The following is a 19,842-nucleotide window of genomic DNA, read 5'->3' as shown; positions in this document are numbered from 1 at the left end:
AGCCAATTTTTATGCCAGGGCATATTTGCTGTGCAATTGGTCAAAGGTTTCAACAGCTGCGGTTTGTTCTGGGGACAGCGAATTCTTTTGCCGCCTTTCCCTTAAAGAATCCAGGAGACTGAGGGCAAAGACAGCCAGCGCCCCGTGCTGACATGGAAACGACTGGTGGGTCGAATCAAAATGCACCCCTTGATGAATGGGACGACCAGTTTCAGTTCTTCCGATCTTGAGTGCACTCCGGTGCTCCTCCAAATAACTGAGACATTGAACCCACTTCAAACCTTTGGAGTGGATCGCCTTGAGTTCGGCTTTTATGGATGCGGTCCATGAATCCAATTGGGATTTGCTACCACTGCTCATGAAGACTCGGCACAAATCCGGATGAGTCGCAAGAATCAGCGCGTCGAGATGATCGCTGCTCGGTATGTTTTCTCGCCATGCGACGATTTCCAATGTGAGGGCACAAACAAGCTTGTCGGCCGCGTTTGAAGGATAGGCTTCTGCGAACGATGCAAACTCGGGAGAAGTCTGCGGCTTGGCAGAGGCAGTTTCCATTGGCGGATGGCAGGCACTGCGCATCTGCTGGCGGCGGATTCCACGACTGACAAACGCCTGCCAGTGCCGCTGGCTATCGGCGAAGCATCGTAGAGTCGAGATGCGGTCTTGGTGCGGTAGTGGCCGTGCTTTTCTCGTCATCCGCTTCACGATGGGGAAGGTATCGAGGATGTACGCGGTATCGTCGCGGTTCAGGCCGTAGAGGTGGAAGAAGGCGGCGTCGAGTTCGCACCGGAGTCGGAAGCGGCGCTCCTCGTCCCACCGGAACGGAGGGCCAGACCAACCGCAGTCCTGCGCGAACGCCTCCAGGTCCCACGCCGTGTAGATCAGCTCCAGCACGCGCGGCATCAGCCAGTCCTTGAGGGTCCGCGCGCCACCGCTCCATGCGCACTGTTGGGTGTAGATGGTTGGTGTGAGAACAGGAAGCTGCTTCAAATAAAAGTAGGTGAAATGGATTCCGCCAACCTTTTGTCTCGCGCAATAGTCGAAAGCAAAACTGTTCAAGTTTGACATCAGACACGCCATCAGCGTCGGATGTAGTGGCGAGAAAATCAGAGGCTTCGTGTGTCCGACACCTGCAATCGGTAAAACCGTCGCCAGCATCGTCCGCTCATTGGTTGGGCTGGTAACGTCCGTGAAACCGAGCAATGAATTTGGTTTTTCGCTGCTCAGCGCCTCAAGGACTGCTTGCTTCGCTACCCAGTAACGCGGCAGAGGAAGCCTCGCGGGATTAATGTGCGCCGCTTTATCCAAAGCCTCGCTCTGTCCTTGCCGAACTAACGCTGTCTCGCTTAGAACCACATCGGCGGCACGGTGGTCAAATGGCGCTGTCATCTTCGCTTCGTAAAGAGGTAAATATTCTGCTCCAGCACGGAAGAAAATGTTTTTTTCCAATTTCCAACCTTCAACTTCCAACTGCTCCCGTGTGCGGAACAGATGTGAATCGCTCGACATGTGAAACATCGTGTTGAAACGGATGCTCCAAGGGTTTTCCTCTTTTGGTTCTTCGCGGAACAGCACGGCCACGCGAAAGTAGATTACTTTGGTCAGATCAGCGTCACGGCGAGAGCGAAAGATGGGGCAAGTGCGCGTGTTGGGATTGAGTCGAGCAATGTCCTCAGCAGTGAGAGAGAACCGCCGCTGCTGGTCGCGCAAGTCTGCCACGTCATGGGCGAAGAATACGAACTCGGCTGCGTGAACTAGCCCACCAACCGGGCTACCACTTGTAAAAAGGCAGAACTTCATCCGGCTATCCACGGCCGCGAAGAGCCCCAGACGATTCTCGAAGTCAAAGAGACTCACGAGAGATCGGCGCTCGACTACATCCTGAAAGAAGAACTTAGTCGTGTCATCGGTGGCAATACCGCTGGGCAAAACCGCGCCCAACCGGCCTGCTTCTCCAAGACTGTTCCTCATTCGTTCGGCGAACACTGCATAGAGGTTGATGTCACCTCGTCCGCAAAGCGGGTAGAGGCCGCTGGTCCGCATGACATGACTTTCGCCCTCAGCCTGGCGGAGTGCGTTTTGGAACTCTGTGTGCAGTGCGGGCGTTTCCGTTTTGAGTGATTCAATGAGCCGTTTGCGCGCGGCGGTATTGGGCGCTTCAGCAATCTCCGGTCGGCGTTCAGCGAACCATTCCTTTTCCTGCAACTTTACGCGCTCCCAAGGTGGATTACCCAAAATCACGCCAAACCCGCCACGCTGGAAAACTTCCGGGAACGCGAGATGCCAATGGAAGAAGTTGTATTGTCTGGCGAGTTGCTGGACTTCCTTCATCATGTCATCCGGCAAGGCCACGCTTTTGGCAAAATCGCGGAGATGGCCGCTGGTGATACCGACGGCTTCGGCCAGACCGGAGGGCTGGGTGGTCGCTTTCGCGGGAGTCTTGGCCTTCCCGGCTGATTCCTGAAACGTCTCACCGAACAGTCCGGTTTGCGTTGCGGCAGTTTGAGCCTCGGTGGCGGCGGAGGGTGCGGCGGGCGCGAGAGGCGGTTCACCATCGGCCATTCGTTTGCGGATGACGAATGCGGCGCACCAGAGATTGGCGAGGTCCGTGGCCTTTTCAAAATCGCAGTTGTGCTGGAGTTGCTCGAAGGCAGCGGACTTTTGCTCGACGGCGCGTACGGAATCGTCAGGCAGGTTTTCGACGGCCACGGCGGCTTGTTGCAGTTGCTCGAACGTGGCGCGGTCTTCGAGCGCGAAGAGTTCGCCAAAGCCGCGACGTTCGCGGGCGTTTAGTTTCTTGAGAACAGCGCATGCTTTCTTGTCGTCTCCCTCGATGGCGGTGAAGGCGTCGTCGGGAACGCCTTCGGCAATGAGCGCAGGCGTCGCGCCGAGGAGACTGTTGCCGCACCGGACGTGATGGTCGAGGAAGGAGAGTGGTTTGCCCGCCTCCATCGCTTCGAGCCAGAGGCCGACTTTGCACAACTCGACGGACATAGGATTGATGTCCACGCCATAGATGCAATGGCTGATGACTTCACGAAGGGTGTGGCGAAGTTCACTCACACTTGGCTCATCGCCATTGGAGCGGAGAAGTGCAAGGCGGCGGGCGATTCGTTGCGCAGCGGCGATGAGGAAATGGCCGCTACCGCAGGCTGGGTCGCAGACTTTCAAGGCGATTACAGCTTGGTCGGCGGATTTGAAGCCGAGCCTGGCAAAGTTCTTCAGGCGGTCTTCGAGCACTGGGTCCAGCGCGGAGTCGAGCAAGCATTCGACCAGGCTGGAGGGCGTATAATAGCTGCCGCTGGTCTTGCGCTCGTTGCCAGCGGCTTGCTTGAAGGCGAAGTGCGACGGGAGCGTGTTTGTGGCGGGATGAATGACGGGGTGGAGTTCCAGCAGGCGTTCATACACCGAGCCGAACTCTTCCGTGGCGAGCGCACCGTAGTTCACGCGCGAAAACTGCCCGGTGTCCGGCTGGCGAAAGAGCGAGAGCTTGGCAAGCGCGGAGAGGAGCGTTCCGTTGTCGATCTCGGCGGCTTGGAGCGGACCGAGCGCGGCGGCGGAGAAAAGTTGTCCGCCGAGTCCAGTCAGTCCGAGTGGAGCGCCAGGGCCGTCGGTCTCGAACAGGCGGAAGCTGCTTCGCAGTCCGCGCCAGAGGTCGTGCTTGGTGGAATCAGCGAGCGAGCGACGTTCGGCAATACGGCGCAAGCGACCGATGCTGTAATGGTCGGTGTAAAGGCGGCGCTGGCGCTGCGTGGCGGCTTCGCTGAATAGGAGGCCGCGTTCTTCCGCTACCATCAAGAAGAGCAACCGGTAGATGAGCCGGAGCAGCGCGTAATACAGATCGCGGGCGGTGACGGAATTATTGGCAATAGCGGCTTGCAGACTTTCGTTTCGGGCGAGGAAGCCAGAGCCAAGCTCCTGAATGACTTGCTCAACGGCTATGCTTAAGCCATCGCGGATACGTGCGCCGGATTCGAGAGCGTCCTGATGATAACGTTCGAGCAGGGACTCGACGGATTTCTCCGGCGAGCGCGGCAGACGCGTGACGTGCAGGAGGCGGTAAAGAACCGCGAAGTCGGCGAACAGTTCCTCACTGAACATCCGGTCGAGATCGAACTCGACGTAGGATAGTTTGATGAGCCGTGTGGAATCACGAAGCAACCGCAGAAGTTTGCCGTTGGTGACAACGCCGTATAGGTGCTCGGTGAGGTTAAGGTATTCCTGCAAATGCGAGTGCGGACTGACGCGTGGGCCAGTGGTCGCTTTTTTGTCTAGCGACTCACGTGCACCGACAATATGGACATGAAATCCGCCGTGACTACGCAGGTGGTGCGAGATACGGAAGGGCTTGTCGCCAACGGGTTCGGACTGCGATTGGAATTCAAGTTCCGCGTAGCCAAGTAAACCGAGAAGCGGGATGATCCATTGATTTCGCGTCTCGGACGTGGCGGCTGCGCCTTCCTTGACACTGGTGAGCTTGTGCTGAAATGCTGTGTAGAACGCCTGTCCCGCCGTCCAGGAACGGACGATTTCGTCCTTCAATTTGCTTTGCGAATCGAAGCCGAAATCAGCAGGCCGCTGACCGAGCGTGTCGGCAGAATCGAGCTTCGCCAGCAGTTCGCCGGAGAGAATCGTGCCTTCGATGCGGATGGAGGGGAATGTCATCGGCTGGCCTCCGGCAAGAGAATGTAAAGCCCCATGATATCCATTGGCAGGACTGGATAGACAACTTCGTAGCGTCCCGCTCGGAAGAAACGGCTGAACCGTTCATGCGCTTCGACGAGATGCTTGTTGCGCTCCTCGGCCGCAGCGTCAAACTGTTTGCGAAGCTGGCCTAGAAGTTTAATTTCGTTGTCGAAAAAGTTTTCGCGAGACTGCGGTGTGATGTCGCCAGCAGGACATGCCTGGTTGAGCAGACTCATTGCCTCATCGTTGCTAAGGAAATCGCCATCAATTGGTGAGCCGCGATAACCCCACACGAGCATCTCCTCAGCGACGATTCGTGCCGGCCCATTTCTCTCGCCGATGACATTACGGCAGCGGAACAGTAGGAGCGTGGTCTTGGTGCTGACCGTTTGGCTACGCATCACGGCGGAACGGGCTGCATGTGTTTCTCCTGGGCGCACTTGCCGACTCAATGCGTGTGCCATGACGTATTGGCAGAGTGCTTCGACAAAAGGATGATTGCGACCGAGGTAAACATGCTTCTTAGGCGTCGGGGAACGGAAACTCACATCTAGAAACGCTTCATCTGGGAGATGTGCTCGAAGTGAGGCTGAAATGTTACCCGCATGGAGTCTCCAGTCAGTTTTGGTGCGGTCAATCTGCACGCCGAGCAGTTCGGTGAGCGTTCCTGTAACGAAGCGTTCCACAGCGGATACGTCACCAATGGCGGTATCGGCTTCGTGGAGGTCGGTTTCAAGTTCTTCCGATTTGATGGAGTGCTGCGCGAACAGTGAGCGTGTGGCATCCTCGCGCTTCGCAGCATCCTCGATTTTGTGGGTAATACGAAGTTCGGCTTCACGGGCCTCAGCAAAATCTTCGAGTCCGAGCTTGAGTTGGCTTTTGTCGGAACTGGCTTTGACCGTGCGGTCGGGGTTGAAAAGGAGTGCCTTCGCCACAGTATCAAGCACGGTGCTGCTGTCTTCCGGGAATGGCACGGTGATTCCACGGTCGCGCCGAATCTGGCGGATCTTTTCCAGGATTACACCCAGCACAAGGCCGTCCACAGGATTATCTCGACCGAAAAGCAGGTAAGCCTTCACGTATTCCGCAGTCTGACCGAAACGGTCAACGCGGCCTTCGCGCTGTTCCAGGCGGTTTGGATTCCACGGCAAATCATAATGCAATACTGCGGTGAAGGACTCCTGGAGATTGATGCCTTCAGAGAGGCAGTCTGTAGCAACCAGCAGGCGGCGCGGGACTTTGCCCAAGTCGTTCACGCGCTGGCGGCGAACGTCGTCGGGGTCTTCACTGGTCACAACCTCAACTCGCAGGTCTTTGAACTTGGCTTTCAGCAGTGAACGAAGCTGCTCGCCAACATAGCGCGCGGTTGCAAGGTAGCGACAGAAAACTACGGGCTGAAAACCATCTCGAAGCCATTCCGCGAGTGTCTTGGCAGCGGCTTCAAGTTTGCCGTCGTGCTGAGCACCAGAGAGTGATTCGAGTTGACGGGCGAAGTTCGCAAGCTGACGCTTCTCCGGATCGCTCCACAAAATTTGTCCTACCATCTGGCTCGGCGTTACATCCAACAAGAAGCCATCGGATGAATCGAGAACCGGATTTTCCTCGGACTCAGGGCTGTCAGATTCAACTTCGGGAGATTCCAAACGATTTCGTAGCATCTCAATTCCGGCAGCCGGGCTAGACATAATGCCACGCAGCAGGCCGAGTGCGGTCCAGTAATGGACGCGCTTTTGCCGTTCAGGGCCGGATTGCACGGCCACCAGTTTTCGCGCGAAACCCAGAACTTGGTCGAAAAACGTGGCGTAACCCGTCCCGAGTTCGTAGGAAATTTCTCCAGCCTCTCGCTTCGCGAACGGGGTGTCCTCGCCCATCCATTTCAAGACGTCACCACGCCGACGTTGGACAAAATGCTTCGCAAGGCGCTTTCGCTGCTCAGGCGTGGCGGCAGGCAAATCGAGAGCTGCGAAATCGCGATGAAGCAACCCGAGCAGCGACTGAAATTCGTCCGGCTTACCACTGTGGGGCGTGGCCGTGAGCATCACGAAATGTTGCTCGGCTTTCTCGGTGATACGTCGCACCAGATCATGGCGTTGCTGTTGGCCTGGACTTGCTCCGCTGGGACGGGCGCAGGTATGCGCCTCGTCCAGAATGACCAGTTCCGGACACTGGCTTACGAAAACATCGCGACGGGCATCGCTCTTTATGTAATCAATGCTAAGAACTTGAAATGGGAAGTGTTGGAACACGCTGGCGTCACCGTGGATTTCACGGTCGAGACGTGCCTGAGTGTTTGAGCGGATGACTACGGCCTCGATACCAATCTTAGAACGGATTTCCTCCTGCCACTGGTCACAGAGGTGTGGCAAGCAAAGAACAGCAAAGCGGCGAATGATGCGACGTTCCAGCAACTCGCGCACAATCAGCAAAGCCTCAATTGTTTTGCCCACGCCCACGTCATCTGCCACAAGCAAACGAACGGGCTCGTGCCGCAAAGCCATGATGAGCGGGACCATCTGATAGGCACGAGCACGAAAAGAAAGTTTCGCTAGGCAACGGAACGGGCCCGCGCCGTTGCGGAAGGCGAGACGCGCAGACTCAAGCAACAGTCGTGCTGAGGAGAACGCGCCCAAATCTTCCTTCTTTGGGTCGGGAAACTTTGCCTCTCCAGGCTGGTCTTCCTTGAAACCCAGTGGGAGATATATCCCGGTGATTTCATCATCCGAGCCGCCAAGCGGTTTCAACAACAGGGTCTCGGCGTCATCGGAAGGCAACACGACCCATTCCCGTCCACGAAGGCTAACGAGACGACCGGGAGATGTGAGGGTGGAAGGCATGGGGCAATTTCTATTCTCGGACTTTTCGGAAAATGTCGCCGCGTCGATGGACAAGTTCGTTCAAGCTGTCGCGGTAATACCAGACCAGGACCTCTCCACCTGCATTAATGATAGCCTGACGTTTCGCCTCGTCGTCCTTGTGGACCGATGAATCGTCATGGGGCGTGCCGTCACAGAACATCCAAATATTTGGCGCATAGAAGAAATCTGGTTGGACGTAAATGCCGGGATACGGCTTTTGCGCTGCATCCGGCAGACGCAGGCCCCCAGCGTATAGATGGTCGAGGAACTCCCGCTCAGTTGAGGAACTCCCGTCAATTTGACGAAGCAGCCGTTGATAGTGGTCCTCGTAATCCGCATACTGTGGGCTCTGTACTGATTCAAACGAACAGGCGGTGAGACGTTCAAGTGCGCCTTTTATAAGCCACCGATTAAGACGCGGATGATGACGCTGGTTATAGTAGTCGAGGAGATTGTCATAGGACGCGGGACTGAGCGTGGTATCGGTGTCGAACTGGCAAACTTTCCAAGCCTCCTCCAAAACACGCCGCCACGGGCCAGTTTGTTCAGCCAACTGGCTCAAAACGCCAAGCGTTCCCTCAGCGGCCTCGTAATAGAGAATGTTCGGGTTTTCCGGGTCGCCAATCGCAGTCACTCCAAGCTCGGCGGGTTCGACTTGGAAAACTCGTTCCATCGCACGCTTCAATGCAAACTGAAGCGTAAGCACGCCGTCTTCATCCAAACCGAGAGCGGGCACAGGCTCAACGTAAAGGGCGTCGGAGATGTTCGTGGTGTAGAACATCACATCCCGAATATGATCCGTGGACTCACCTTTGTCTTTGAGCTCTGCACGATGCCGGTCGCTCACAAATGCACCTGTTTTCACGTCTATTGCAAAACCGTTCTTATCCTCGCGGGCGATGCGCCACTTGCGATTCACCCAGACAAGCCGCGCTGTGGGCAGGTAACGTAGTCGCAGCAAAACTTCACCACTGGCCTTCACCAATCCGGTCGGGCCGAGTTGTGTAAGCTCGTCGAGTGTGAAGTAGGTGCTGACATCATAGCCCTTCGTGACCCGCTCCTCCTCCTCACAGGTTATGCGCGAACGCAGCGTCGCGCGAGTTTCGCCGAGTTGAAGCAGGTAATGTAGATGTTCCTTGTTCACCTGCGTCGTGAGATCTTCTCCTGAGAACGGGCAACGGTCACGTTTGCCTTCTTCCCCACGCAGGAAATAGCCCGGTTTGACGCTCACTACGGCATTCTCGAATCGGTTGCCAGGTGGATCGCCGAGTAGCTGAGTAATCTCGAACTTCTGGCCCTTGTGATAAATGACATTGTTCGGACCGAATTCGCGCAAGGCGATATGTCGCGGGCGGGAGATGAACTCCACGCTTGCGTCACTGCCGGGGAGCATCACGCGGAGCGGTAGGCGGGTGAAATTGTAACCAGGCAGGAAACCTTCGGCGGCCAGGTAGCGATAAACGTAGAACTCCGACATTTCACCGCTGGTGACTTCGTTCCTGAGAAGGTCAAGCTGTCGCTGGGAAAGCCGCTGTTCAAGCTGTGCATCCTTAAAGTCTGGGCTGTTGGCCGGATACAGACCGCTATTGATGCGCTGCGAGGCGGAGTTGAGCTGCGTTTGCGCACTGCGGTAGAGACCGCGCCAACGCTCGATTGATTCGTTGAGTCTTTGGTGGAGACAACCGAGTTCGGTCTCAATCCAGCCGCTTGAAAACCAGGCGGTCGGCTGGCTGGCAAGCTTATCTCGGAAATCAGCAATCGCGCGCTCAAAGGCGTTGCGGACACGGGCGACTTCCGCTGGTTTCAGATTCAACGCGGCGATGACATCTTCTCGCAACGGCAGTGAGGTCTGGTTCAAATCCAGCAAGTCCGGAACTGAATCCTTCAATCCTGGCAGCCCAATTTCGGACAGGAACACTGCGTGAAGATGGGAGCGAAGCAATTCCTCGTTCAATAAGTCGAGGCGCGGTGGCACAACCTGCCCTGCGACCAAGTCGCTTTGTTGGTTGAAATAGTGTCGGTCGTGGTTCGACTGCGACCCGCAGAATGTGAATACCAGCGCGGGCTGTCCACTGCGGCCAGCACGTCCGCTACGTTGCGCGTAGTTAGCCGGATTCGGCGGCGCGTTGCGCATGTGGACAACGCTGAGGCCACCAATGTCGATACCCAACTCCATCGTTGGTGAGCAGAACAGCGAACTGATGGAGCGGCGGCGGATCTCGGCTTCGTCATCGCGACCATCTTTGGTTTTCCATTCGGCTCGGAATCGTTCCTCGCGATCCTGCTTGTCCTTGTAGTTGAGTTGGCCGGTGTGGTCGGCAGCAAGCAACAGCTTCCCCGTGCCATAGTCACGGCGGTAAACCTCTTGGAAGAAGGGATTCGGTCGCAGTGCCAGTGCTTTGTAGGCACGTAACTTCACGGCATCGGCGCGCACGGTTATACCGTCGCCGGACTTCCACAGTATTTCCGTGAGTTTGAGTTGATAGATTCGGGTTGGTTTACCGTCGCGATTTCGCGCCTCGACGCTGTTTAGATAACCAGCCTTGTTTTCCAGCGCCGCTAGCAGTTTCTCAATGAAGTCCTGATAGGGTGAAGCTTTGAGTTCATGACTCAGTTTCTCTTGAACAAATCGCCGGACGAATCGTCCATAGCCGCTTTGCGGCCCAATGCTGCGCGTTTCGCGACGGCTGTATCGAGCGAGGGATTCGGTGCGCACGGAAGTGGGCGTCGGTATGTCGTCCTCGTCTTCATACCGCCAGGGTGCGCGAAGTCGTTCACGGAAGCTGGTTGAGTGTTCTTTGATTTTCGCTTCCGTTAGATACGTCTCGCTGTGAAGCGCGAATTCATGTCGGAAGAAATCGAGCGTTACGCGAATCACTGTGCGGCGGTCGGTTGCGCTTAATTGACTGAGGAGTGGAACTTCGGTCCACAAGTTGTCCAATGATGCGACTTCTGCGAGATGGTCATAGTCAATTTCAAGCAGGGCGCATTGCTCAAGGTTCGGCAACACCACCCGCCAACCGCGACGGAGGTCGTGAATCGAACGGAAAGCGAAGTAGGCTTCGAGCGTTTCTTCGTAAATACGTTTGCGGAATTCCGGAAGGTCTGAGCCCCCCGTTGCATAATCCGCGAACTGAAGACCACTGGCCACGCGCACCGCCCGACCAAGCGTCGTGAGTCGGAGTTGTTGGCCGTCGGCAGTTTCGACCGCCTTGCGAATGGCCGAGCGCAGTCGAACGACATCCATGAAATCGTTGAAGTGCCCCGCCTGGAGCGCAGCATCCTGGCGATTGTCGGTGAAGCTCAGGAGTTTTTGATCGCGCAAGCGATAGCCGCTTTCCGCCATGCGTGTGAGAATGGCGAAGGCAGAAATACTCGTAGCCGTGCTGCGGCCTTCCGTGCCGAGTTGGCTGAGCTTGGTGGAATCTCTCGTCTGCCGATCCGGCATCAAGCCCGAGGTTGGATCGAACAGGAGTGGAGCAGTCATGAACCAGCCCTGCATCCAACCTTCACGCGGCTCGTCAGAACAATGTCCCTGCGTGTCGTAGTAAATGCACTGCGGCATCCGGCCTCGATATTTCTTCTGAACCCGGACTTGCCCTGCGGAATTCACGTCGAGCCAGGAATCGGGCAACAATTCGAGATCCGTCTCCTGATTCCAAACGTCCACGTTTGTGATGAGATAACCACGCGTGAGATCATCCTCCTCATCCTCCGAGGGGTAGAATTCACGCGGCATCAACTTCCTTCCCGCTGGATCTTTTGACACACAAAGGAACGTCTCGCCCGAATAGCGGCTGAAGACGGCGGGGAACAATGGGCGATCAGGCTCGCCCGGAATGTGGTAGCCAGCTTGCAGAATATTGTGCTCTTGCTTGCCCCGGTCCAGCGTCAAATAAACAGCCCCGGTCTGGGAGAAAAACTGATGGAGCTTGAATGGCAGAAACGTGTAATGCTTACCTGCGTCCAGCAGTTGCTTGTTTACTCGCCCAAGCCAAATTAATACTTCACGCAAATGGGTAGCGCATTGGGCCAGCGAGCACCCAGTTTCCTTCGCCAGCAAATCTGCAACTTCGGAGAAGGTTAACGGTTTGCCGCGAACCAGTTCCCCTTCGCGCTCCGCGAGCGCGATACGCGCTTCAAGCCAAGCTGCCGTTGGATGCGACAACAACGCGGCTTCTGGAGCATCTTGAATCACCGGCGTGGCGACCGCCGATTTGAGCACTTCGCTTGCAGGTGCGCCAGGGAAGCGCCCCACGAGCTTTTCTCGAATAACCGCATCCGGCTGGAACGGTTTTCCGAAGAGCTGTTCAGCTACTTTGGCAACTTGTTGCTTTTGGTCAGCCAGTGTTCCTCCGGAAATCATCGTCGCCGATGTGCCGATGCAGACCACCGGATGCTTCGCGCGCGAACGGATGCGTCGAATCAAAAGTCCGACATCCGCTCCCTGGCGACCACGGTACGTATGTAATTCGTCGAAGACCAAAAAACGCAGTCCATCGTAAATGGCCTGTCGGAGAGTTCGCTGGCCGCCGCGCGTAAGGAGCAATTCCAGCATCATATAGTTAGTCAACAGGATGTGCGGCGGGTCAGCTTCAAGTGCCTGCCTGCGGCTAAGGTCTTCCTGACCAGTAAACTTCGCAAAGCGGATTGGGAATTCTTCGCCACGTGCCTGGCGGTAATTCTCTGCATAGCGTCGCAATTCCTCCTCCTGTGAATTCACCAGCGCGTTTAACGGGTAAACTACTACGGCAGTGACTCCTGATGGCAAGGGGTTGCCAGCCTTGAAAAGATGGTCGAATATCGCCGCAATGTACGTGAGTGACTTGCCAGACCCTGTCCCCGATGTAACCACGAAATCAACTCCTGCCGCCCCAAGCTTTATCGCCTTTAATTGATGCTCGAAAAGTTCGTAGCCACGAAATGCGTCACCCAAAGGTGAGGAGAGCGCCCCTGAAGCAACGAGGTTTTCGATTCGGCCAGCAGACGCAAATGCTGGGTTGAATGACAACAGAGGCTCTGGCCAAAGACGACCACCGTTGAGGTGTTGTTCGACGTGCTGGCGCAAATCCTCGTCAGAAATAGAAACGAAACTGCGAATATAACTCGCGTAGTCGCTTACAATCCTGCGATGGACCTCGAATATATCCATGTGTTAACCTGAGGCGCATCCTACAGAACGTAAGCGGCGGCGACAATGAGCTTTCTGCCCTCTGGCCCAAGAAGTCATTTCGCTCATACTATTTGGCAATCCAGAATGATGGAGGTGTAATCGCACTACTTAACCATTGCGAACTTGCGGTGAAAATCACGAAGTTCCAACCCACTTTGCTTTGAAGGCGGACAGCAAGGTTAATGCAGCAGTCAATGTAATCACATGGACTTTCTTTTATAGGAGCCATGCTTTCCGAATGAAGCGGAGAAACCTCGCTAACCGTGACTCCAAGCGACTCGATTCGCAAATTCTGGCCAAGAGCGGTCATTTTACGCGACCATGCGAGATAAAAATCAAGAATTCAAACTCCTTAAAGTCCCGATTTATCCACCTTTTTAGACTCATCTTCCAGCCGCTCCCTCTCCGCGAGCTTGTCTAAATCGCGGTCATGGTAACGAATATCGAGAGTAACGTCCGTGAAACCGCTAATTTTGGTGACAATATATCGGCTACCTTGGTCAATCCTCTTGGCATCACCGAGTGCATCAAGTATTCCCTCCTTCTCTTTGTTGCCGTACTTCTGTTGGAGAATCTCCATCACAAGAGCTTGTTCCTTCTGCGCCGCCGCTGTACTCTCGGCCTGACCAATTCCCCAAACGCTGTAAATCTTCTTTGTCCTGGGCGTCACCAAAACATAATATCGATTGAATGAACGAAAGCCGTTAGTGGTGGCAAATTCGTACATTGGTGTGCCATCTGTGAGTTTTGAGGTTCCGACGGCTGTGGATACATCAAACACATCACCGAGCTTTTTGCCAAAGGCTCCCTCAATCTTATCTGCGGCATGAGCTATGATTGCCGACAACCCGAAACATGTGACTAAGATAAGGCGTAATGTCTTCATCTTGATTGGGAACTGAATTGACCGAATCTGAGGTTTAAAGCATGGAGATGTCAACATTTTCCCCAAGCTTTTCGCTGTCACCATTCAGGACTCAGTGAACTGATGGCCTCCCTAAATGGCGGTCAAGAGGAGGCTAATCTCTTTTTGGCATCTTCCAAGGCCAGTTGCCGTCGGAAAAACATGGCACCCTCCTTGCTGTCAAAGAAGGCTATATGGGACGGAGAAGAAAGCGCGAGGATGACTGGATTGAACCGGTGGCAAAACTGGTTGGACTAGTAATTATTGGAGCCATGTTCGTGCCAAAGGTAAGGCAGATGCTCCAAGGACTGGCCCTGATCGCGGCAGGCATGGGCTTGGTCGCCTTGCTTGTCTGGTTGATAATGCGTTCGAGGCAGCGCGAAGACGCACGCCTTAATACCAGATTCTTCCCAAGTGATGGCGATTCGTTGGCTCCCAACCAACTTACGACAGCAACTCAAACCAGCACTCTCAAGGCGTCCCCTACCCCGCCGCCACCTCTGACGACAAAGGACTTGGTTGAAAAACTGCGGACCATCGACTGGTTCCAGTTTGAGAAAGCTATTGAGGTCATTTATTGGAAACTCGGCTATCAGGTGACACGGCGCGGTGGTGCCAATCCTGATGGCGGCATCGATCTCATCATCGAAAAGGACGGCCAGCAAACTGCGATTCAGTGCAAACACTGGAAGAGTTGGAATGTGAACGTCCGAGGCATACGTGAGTTCCTTGGCGCACTGACCCATGCAGGTATTCAGCGAGGCATCTTCATCACCTTGCGCGGCTATACGGGTGATGCAAAACAATTGGCTGAACAACATAGCATCGAGATTTTAAACGAAAGTGACCTATCAACCCTGCTCGATCAGACCAACGCTCGACTTGACCTTGATCTGCTTGCCATTTTCAATGACACGCGAAAGTTCTGCCCTAAGTGCGAAGCCGAGATGGTGCTCAGGACAGCACAAAAGGGTTGCAATACCGGTGGAACCTTCTGGGGTTGCTCTCAGTTTCCACGTTGTCGATACATACTGGAAACCAGCACTTGAGGCTATCGACCAATGATCGACCGTTGATAGTAACGGGAGTGGTGCCTGCACCCGTAAACGCATAAAAGCGGGTGCCAATTTTCCCACAGCTACTTTGCGATGAAATTGCAAGCTGCTAGTTGACAGATCGTAATCCACAGTTGATGTTAAACAACTTGGATAAGGTTTCAGTTTTTTTCACGAAACGGCCTCACGAAGCCGAGTTATAGAATACGCTTGAAGCCCCCAAGGTTTTACGGACGGCATTTGCCGTCCGTTTTTTTACCTAACTTCAAACCAGAACTCTACAGAATTTCATAGACAGTCCGATCTAGCAGAACATATCCTCTACCTGCTAGAGATTCAGAGGCTATAATAAACAATTCTTTTTTAGCTGAATACCTTTTTTCACCCGGAAAAATGTGAAAAAACATTAACGAAATTGAAGAGCAAGGATTACCAAGATGGATACTACGACCGGCCAGACCAAACAAAGCGGAACTGGCGCGACATCTAGGCAGATGAACCAGATCCTTCTTACACACGGGGAACTCGTCGTTCAACAAGCGTCGATGGCCCAGAAACGTCCAATTATCAGGAATCCAGACTGGCTTAAGCATGTGCCGTATCTCGGGGGCGTTTATGTTCTATGGCGCAATCAGGTCGGCGATTGGATACCGATTTACGTTGGTGAAAGCTCAAATCTGTGGGATCGACTCTATGAAATGACCTGTCTCGGAAGACATAACGCGATTCAGAAGCTCGTCGATAAAGAAGGAGAGACACCCATACGCAACGTCTCCATTTTGGAGCGTCCGGAGATCAATGGTATTCATGTATCATTTGTTCAACTCCCAATTGGAAGGAAAGAGGCCGAGGAATTTTTGATCGCAAAGTGGCGAAAGACTTTGATAAACAAATTCGACAAACGATTCCAGCGCCGTACAGATTGGCAAGCCTTTGAATGGCTCCAAAAGGATTTCTCCCACTTCAGTGCTGATGCCAAGTAATATGAAAAAACTTTCGTATTCATTTCTGCTTCTTTCCCTTTTGATCAGTGGGTGTAAGTCAGGCGGAACGCCAGACGTTCAGAAGGTCGTCGGCAACGAGCTTCAGTTTATCCCGGTTATTCCACTTGAAGGTGGATTAAGAATCGGTGATGCATACTCCTATCCATCAAAACCTGGGCCATACCACAATGATGGCCCAGGAAATGTCTGGTCTCTAATTCCGCTTCATATTCCAAAAGACCTTGAAATAAGAACTAATGATATTAGGCACCCTGTCATTTCAAGGACTGAATTCGCTGGAACGAGTTTCAAAATAACAGCAGACGCAGGTTATAATCTTAGTGCAAACTATAGCACTGCAAGCTCTGTGGATATTAAAGCAGATGGATTTGAGGTAATGGCAGATGCTGATTTCATCGCATCCTTTGCGCCTCGCCGTCCAGAAACGAACTACCGAATTGTCAATCCTGAATATCGAAATAGGATTGATGGGATCAGCGGTCTTAAGAAACCAGGATGGTCTAAAAATCAAAAGGAGCTTCAGAATAGTATATACATTAGAATTCCGGAACGCCTGTATTACTCAACGAACTTCACAATGGTAGTGAAAACGGGAGGGGGAACGTCAGCCTCCACTGTCGTTTCGTATTTGATTCCAAAGCTGAAAGCTGCTTTGGGGCTGGATTTCCATACTTCGGCTACCAATAGTGAAACCATTACGTTGAACGCAGGAGGAGCCGCACAGCCACTGGTATTCGGGTATCAAAGCAACCTTCGTCAAGTTTACACAGAATACGATCCAAAAAATAAGTTCCCTCTATATAAAGTTGATCTCGTTCAATGAGTGAGCTTAGTTTCAAAAGAAACGGTCCATCCCTAAGAGGGTCTTCTGGCTCAAGTAATAGTTCACCGGGTGATGGAAAAAACACCTTGAATTTGAACGTATTCGTTTCGTTGCCGCCTGACCGTTCGGCAAATTCGCAGTATTCTTGACGCTGGGAAAGCGCGTGACTAAAGTCAGCCCCTGTTATGCCACTTTATCCGAAGCCCCACACTAAGGAATGGTTTGCCGCGCTTGCCAGATTCAATCCTCAACAGGCAGCCCACACCAAAGCAGTCATTGAGGCCGCTGGTTCGACGGAAGTCTGCTCCGTGTGCGGCGAGACTCCGACCCGCGATTATCAGGTCGTGGGTCAAGAGTTGGAAAAAGATGCAGTGGCAACTACTCGTCTGTGTGGCGACTGCTTTGATATTCGTGGGGAAGGATTGCTTCCATTCGCGCCTGGAGACAACAGCTCTCAAAACTAGCCTTTTTCCGAGTTGGTCCTTCTCAGACAGTACCACCAGCTATTAAAAATCATCATGGCTCTCATTCAATGCCGCGAATGTAAAAAGCAAATCAGTGATCTCGCAACTGCCTGTCCTAGTTGCGGGGCTCCCCAGATTCCTTCCGCGCCACCAGTTGTCTTTGCGCCTGCGACCGTCAAGCGCGGTATTCCGTTTCCTAAGAAGCCTTTTATCTGTGAAACGTGCGGCACGAATGCAAAACCAAAACTCGAAACCAAGGGGAGTTTCCTGGTTGAACTCTTACTCTACCTCTTTTTCTGCCTCCCCGGATTCATCTACACCGCTTGGCGCATGACCACACGCCAAAAAGTATGTCCAAACTGTGGCGGAAAAATGATAGGCGTGGCCACTCCGAGAGGAAGAGAACTGGTCGAAAGATATTATTAGAGGTGGCGAATGGGCAGCTTACAAAATCACAACGAATCGATTTATATGGCGACAAACAAACCAATTTTACTCGGATGGGAAAAGGGTATTCCCTCAGACATAATTTCCGATTTCTCTTCTGTGCTGAATGAACTGTCCATACCTTATTTGGCTGAGGAACGGGAACAGCGTATTTACAATGCTTCCGAATTCTACATCCCTACTTTGGTCGGTATTTTTATCGCCAGCAATTTCTTCGGCGGCATTTTTAAAGAGGCAGGCAAAGATGCCTACGTGGCATTAAAGAATGGAATAGTTCGATTGGCTAAAAATTCATCTTTGCTGCCGGTAAAAATCATTAAAGCAGGAGAGTATAAAGTTCCAGATACTTCAGATTATTCTAGGGTCTTTTCTATCTATTCAGAGACAGTATCTGGGACAAAGATTAAGTTCATTTTTCCAGGAAAGGCATCTGATGCGGAATACTTCGATATGATTGACGCCATGTTAAAAATCCTGGAAGAACACCATCAGGGAGTGAAAAACAATTTCTTGGCTGAAATGATCCCCGATAGAAGATCACTACAACTGTTAAGGTATCACAAAAGGTCATGGGAACTTTGGAAACCATTATAGTGAATAACCGTTATGTTTTGGCAGCGTAATAGGGCAGTAGACGGAGCCGCAGATGCATACGTAAGGCGCATTCACTTCATTATGCTGTTTGCTGCCTCGCTTGCGGGTAAAACTAAGCCCGAAGTTGTACAGGCGCTTAGGGACATACTTGGCATCCAAATTGGAGACGTGAGCGACCCGGAGTATCGCGCATGGGGAGACAGCAATATGGAGGATATCAGCGTCTCTTTTTCGCTAGACTTCAAGAACCCGAATCTTGTTTCACAAGTGCAAATTGCAGGGCATGAGGCGGTGGACACTCTCTTCATCTGTGTCAATTGTCTGGAGCTGGCAGAAGCACGAAGAGTCAATTTCGCTGTTGACGTCTTAAAAAAAAGCAGCAGTCCAACGCCAAAACTTGCCAGAATTGTAGCCGATAAGCTTCTGCACCATCCAGACTTTGACCTCGAAGACTTTGGCGGCCCCAAGCTTTTGATGCAAAAGAACCGCCATAGATAGACTTTTGTGGGTCAGCCGCATGACCTTCGCTCTCAACCAAAAGACCAGCCCATTTCTGGAACTGGTCTTTGGAAGGAAACAACCCCACTCAGGGCTGACTATGATCTAGTCGTTACGATCGTAGCCAACTCGCGCCTGGTCACAAGCTCTGAATTACAAGGTTAGACCGCTTTCTTATCAACTTCTCTACATAGCTGGGATTGATCCTGACATGCTCAGCATCCCCCAAGGTTTCAGCCAGAACCCGCTCAGCATATTCAGAAGTCCTGCCCTTGATTCTTTCCAGGTAAACGGTGGCTAGCCCATCCAGATGTGCCCAATGCGTGAGGACCAGCACCCTGTTAACAGCCCGCTCGAAGTCGAATGGTTGCTCCATGTGATGCCTGTCGTGATGCGGCCAATTCACGACGATCATAGACAAGCCAATGGGATTAATTTGTTTATTCTCTTCCCTGAGCTTCTGATGCAGATCCTCATGAACCCTCTTCAATGCTTCCAACACCATCCCATGAGCCTCAGCATAATCCGCGAAAAGCAATTCGTCCTGGTTGATCCGCTGCGTGTCCGACTTCACACTCCAAATGCGGCGCATTTCAAGCGTAATCTGCACATTGTCCCAGTCAGCAGGCATCAGCCCATAGATGAATCCTTCCAGCAAACTGCGTCAAGACAATGCATTTGAAAGGTCGAGCAGCAGACGCCAAGGAGGCGGGGATGGGGAATCCTATTCTGTCTATTGCCGAAGATTGGTATTAGAGTGCCTGCGACCGTGAGTCACCTCCTTGCCGGGATTATGGATGCCCTAGTCCAGTTTTAACCCATAGCCCGGTGCATACATTCCCAGATTCTTTCCCGTGTAGGCGTCGTGTAAAACAACGAAGTTCACAGAGGATTGCTTTCGATGGTAAACACTGTAGATGGCTGCGCTGAGGTAAGTTTTGTCATCCAAGGTCAACTTGTAGAACTTGTCGCCCACATCCACCCGACTTGATCGCCAGACACAACGCGAATCTTTATCAGCACCCCCACTGTCTCAAACCTCTCAATTTCATCGGCTAGCTTTTGTTGTGTGACCGAATCGGTTGGATAAGGCTCGGAATTCCTGCTTGTTGATGTGTCACCTCTGGCTTCGTTGGGGCTCGTTGATGTGCCAACCATGGCTTGGTTGAGGCAGATAGAGACGAAAATGCCCACAGGTAACAGAGCAATTAAAATGCAGCCGATAGGAGCGCAGCCCGGCGCATCCTTCTTTACTGGCACGCCACAAGGAGGGCAAGTCTTCGCCTTGTTGCTGATTTCTTTGTCACACTCTGGGCAGTTTATAAGGGCCATTAGTGGA

At 53.1% G+C, this 19,842-nt stretch carries 12 protein-coding genes; 6 read left to right on the top strand and 6 right to left on the bottom strand.

Features of this window, described 5'->3' with window-relative positions; all coding sequences use genetic code 11:
- Positions 1-9 precede the first annotated feature (9 nt).
- The 4 genes from CFLAV_RS00680 to CFLAV_RS00660 form a co-directional block, all read right to left on the bottom strand.
- Positions 10-4,665, bottom strand: coding sequence for an Eco57I restriction-modification methylase domain-containing protein (locus CFLAV_RS00680; RefSeq protein WP_007412644.1), 4,656 nt, complete (start codon positions 4,663-4,665; stop codon positions 10-12).
- Positions 4,662-7,520: a DUF8741 domain-containing protein gene (locus tag CFLAV_RS00675; RefSeq protein WP_007412643.1), complete on the bottom strand. Its 2,859-nt coding sequence runs from the start codon at positions 7,518-7,520 to the stop codon at positions 4,662-4,664. Before CFLAV_RS00675 ends, CFLAV_RS00680 begins: the two co-directional genes overlap by 4 nt.
- Positions 7,521-7,530: 10 nt before the next feature.
- On the bottom strand, positions 7,531-12,693 hold the full coding sequence (locus CFLAV_RS00670; RefSeq protein WP_007412642.1) for a DEAD/DEAH box helicase: 5,163 nt from the start codon (positions 12,691-12,693) through the stop codon (positions 7,531-7,533).
- A gap of 373 nt (positions 12,694-13,066) precedes the next feature.
- On the bottom strand, positions 13,067-13,600 hold the full coding sequence (locus CFLAV_RS00660; RefSeq protein ID WP_040546342.1) for a hypothetical protein: 534 nt from the start codon (positions 13,598-13,600) through the stop codon (positions 13,067-13,069).
- A 212-nt stretch (positions 13,601-13,812) separates the two neighbouring features.
- Between CFLAV_RS00660 and CFLAV_RS00655 the strand changes: the two genes are divergently transcribed.
- The 6 genes from CFLAV_RS00655 to CFLAV_RS00625 all read left to right on the top strand — a co-directional run bounded on the left by CFLAV_RS00655 (position 13,813) and on the right by CFLAV_RS00625 (position 18,503).
- The gene (locus CFLAV_RS00655; protein WP_007412639.1) at positions 13,813-14,667 is read left to right on the top strand and encodes a restriction endonuclease; all 855 of its coding nucleotides are present in this window, start codon (positions 13,813-13,815) and stop codon (positions 14,665-14,667) included.
- A gap of 443 nt (positions 14,668-15,110) precedes the next feature.
- Positions 15,111-15,656 carry a GIY-YIG nuclease family protein gene (locus tag CFLAV_RS00650; RefSeq protein ID WP_007412638.1) on the top strand — a complete coding sequence of 182 codons (546 nt, stop codon included), beginning with the start codon at positions 15,111-15,113 and terminating at the stop codon, positions 15,654-15,656.
- A gap of 1 nt (position 15,657) precedes the next feature.
- A complete protein-coding gene (locus CFLAV_RS00645; RefSeq protein ID WP_007412637.1) occupies positions 15,658-16,500 on the top strand; it encodes a hypothetical protein in 843 nt (280 codons plus the stop codon).
- Positions 16,501-16,685: 185 nt separating this feature from the next.
- Positions 16,686-16,964 carry a hypothetical protein gene (locus tag CFLAV_RS00640; RefSeq protein WP_007412636.1) on the top strand — a complete coding sequence of 93 codons (279 nt, stop codon included), beginning with the start codon at positions 16,686-16,688 and terminating at the stop codon, positions 16,962-16,964.
- Between the two features lie 471 nt (positions 16,965-17,435).
- Positions 17,436-18,005 (top strand): hypothetical protein, encoded by a 570-nt coding sequence (locus CFLAV_RS00630; protein ID WP_150107195.1) that lies wholly within the window; start codon positions 17,436-17,438, stop codon positions 18,003-18,005.
- Positions 18,006-18,017: 12 nt separating this feature from the next.
- On the top strand, positions 18,018-18,503 hold the full coding sequence (locus CFLAV_RS00625; RefSeq protein WP_007412633.1) for a hypothetical protein: 486 nt from the start codon (positions 18,018-18,020) through the stop codon (positions 18,501-18,503).
- Positions 18,504-18,642: 139 nt separating this feature from the next.
- Here CFLAV_RS00625 and CFLAV_RS00620 read toward each other — a convergent pair whose 3' ends face one another.
- Positions 18,643-19,134: a hypothetical protein gene (locus CFLAV_RS00620; RefSeq protein WP_007412632.1), complete on the bottom strand. Its 492-nt coding sequence runs from the start codon at positions 19,132-19,134 to the stop codon at positions 18,643-18,645.
- A gap of 171 nt (positions 19,135-19,305) precedes the next feature.
- Positions 19,306-19,479 (bottom strand): hypothetical protein, encoded by a 174-nt coding sequence (locus CFLAV_RS35335; protein ID WP_160164437.1) that lies wholly within the window; start codon positions 19,477-19,479, stop codon positions 19,306-19,308.
- Between the last annotated feature and the right edge of the window lie 363 nt (positions 19,480-19,842).

Source organism: Pedosphaera parvula Ellin514, from assembly GCF_000172555.1.
In the GTDB taxonomy this organism is placed as follows: domain Bacteria; phylum Verrucomicrobiota; class Verrucomicrobiia; order Limisphaerales; family Pedosphaeraceae; genus Pedosphaera.
The sequence above is the reverse complement of the archived record's forward strand: the minus strand, read 5'-3'. Positions and strand labels throughout refer to the sequence as shown.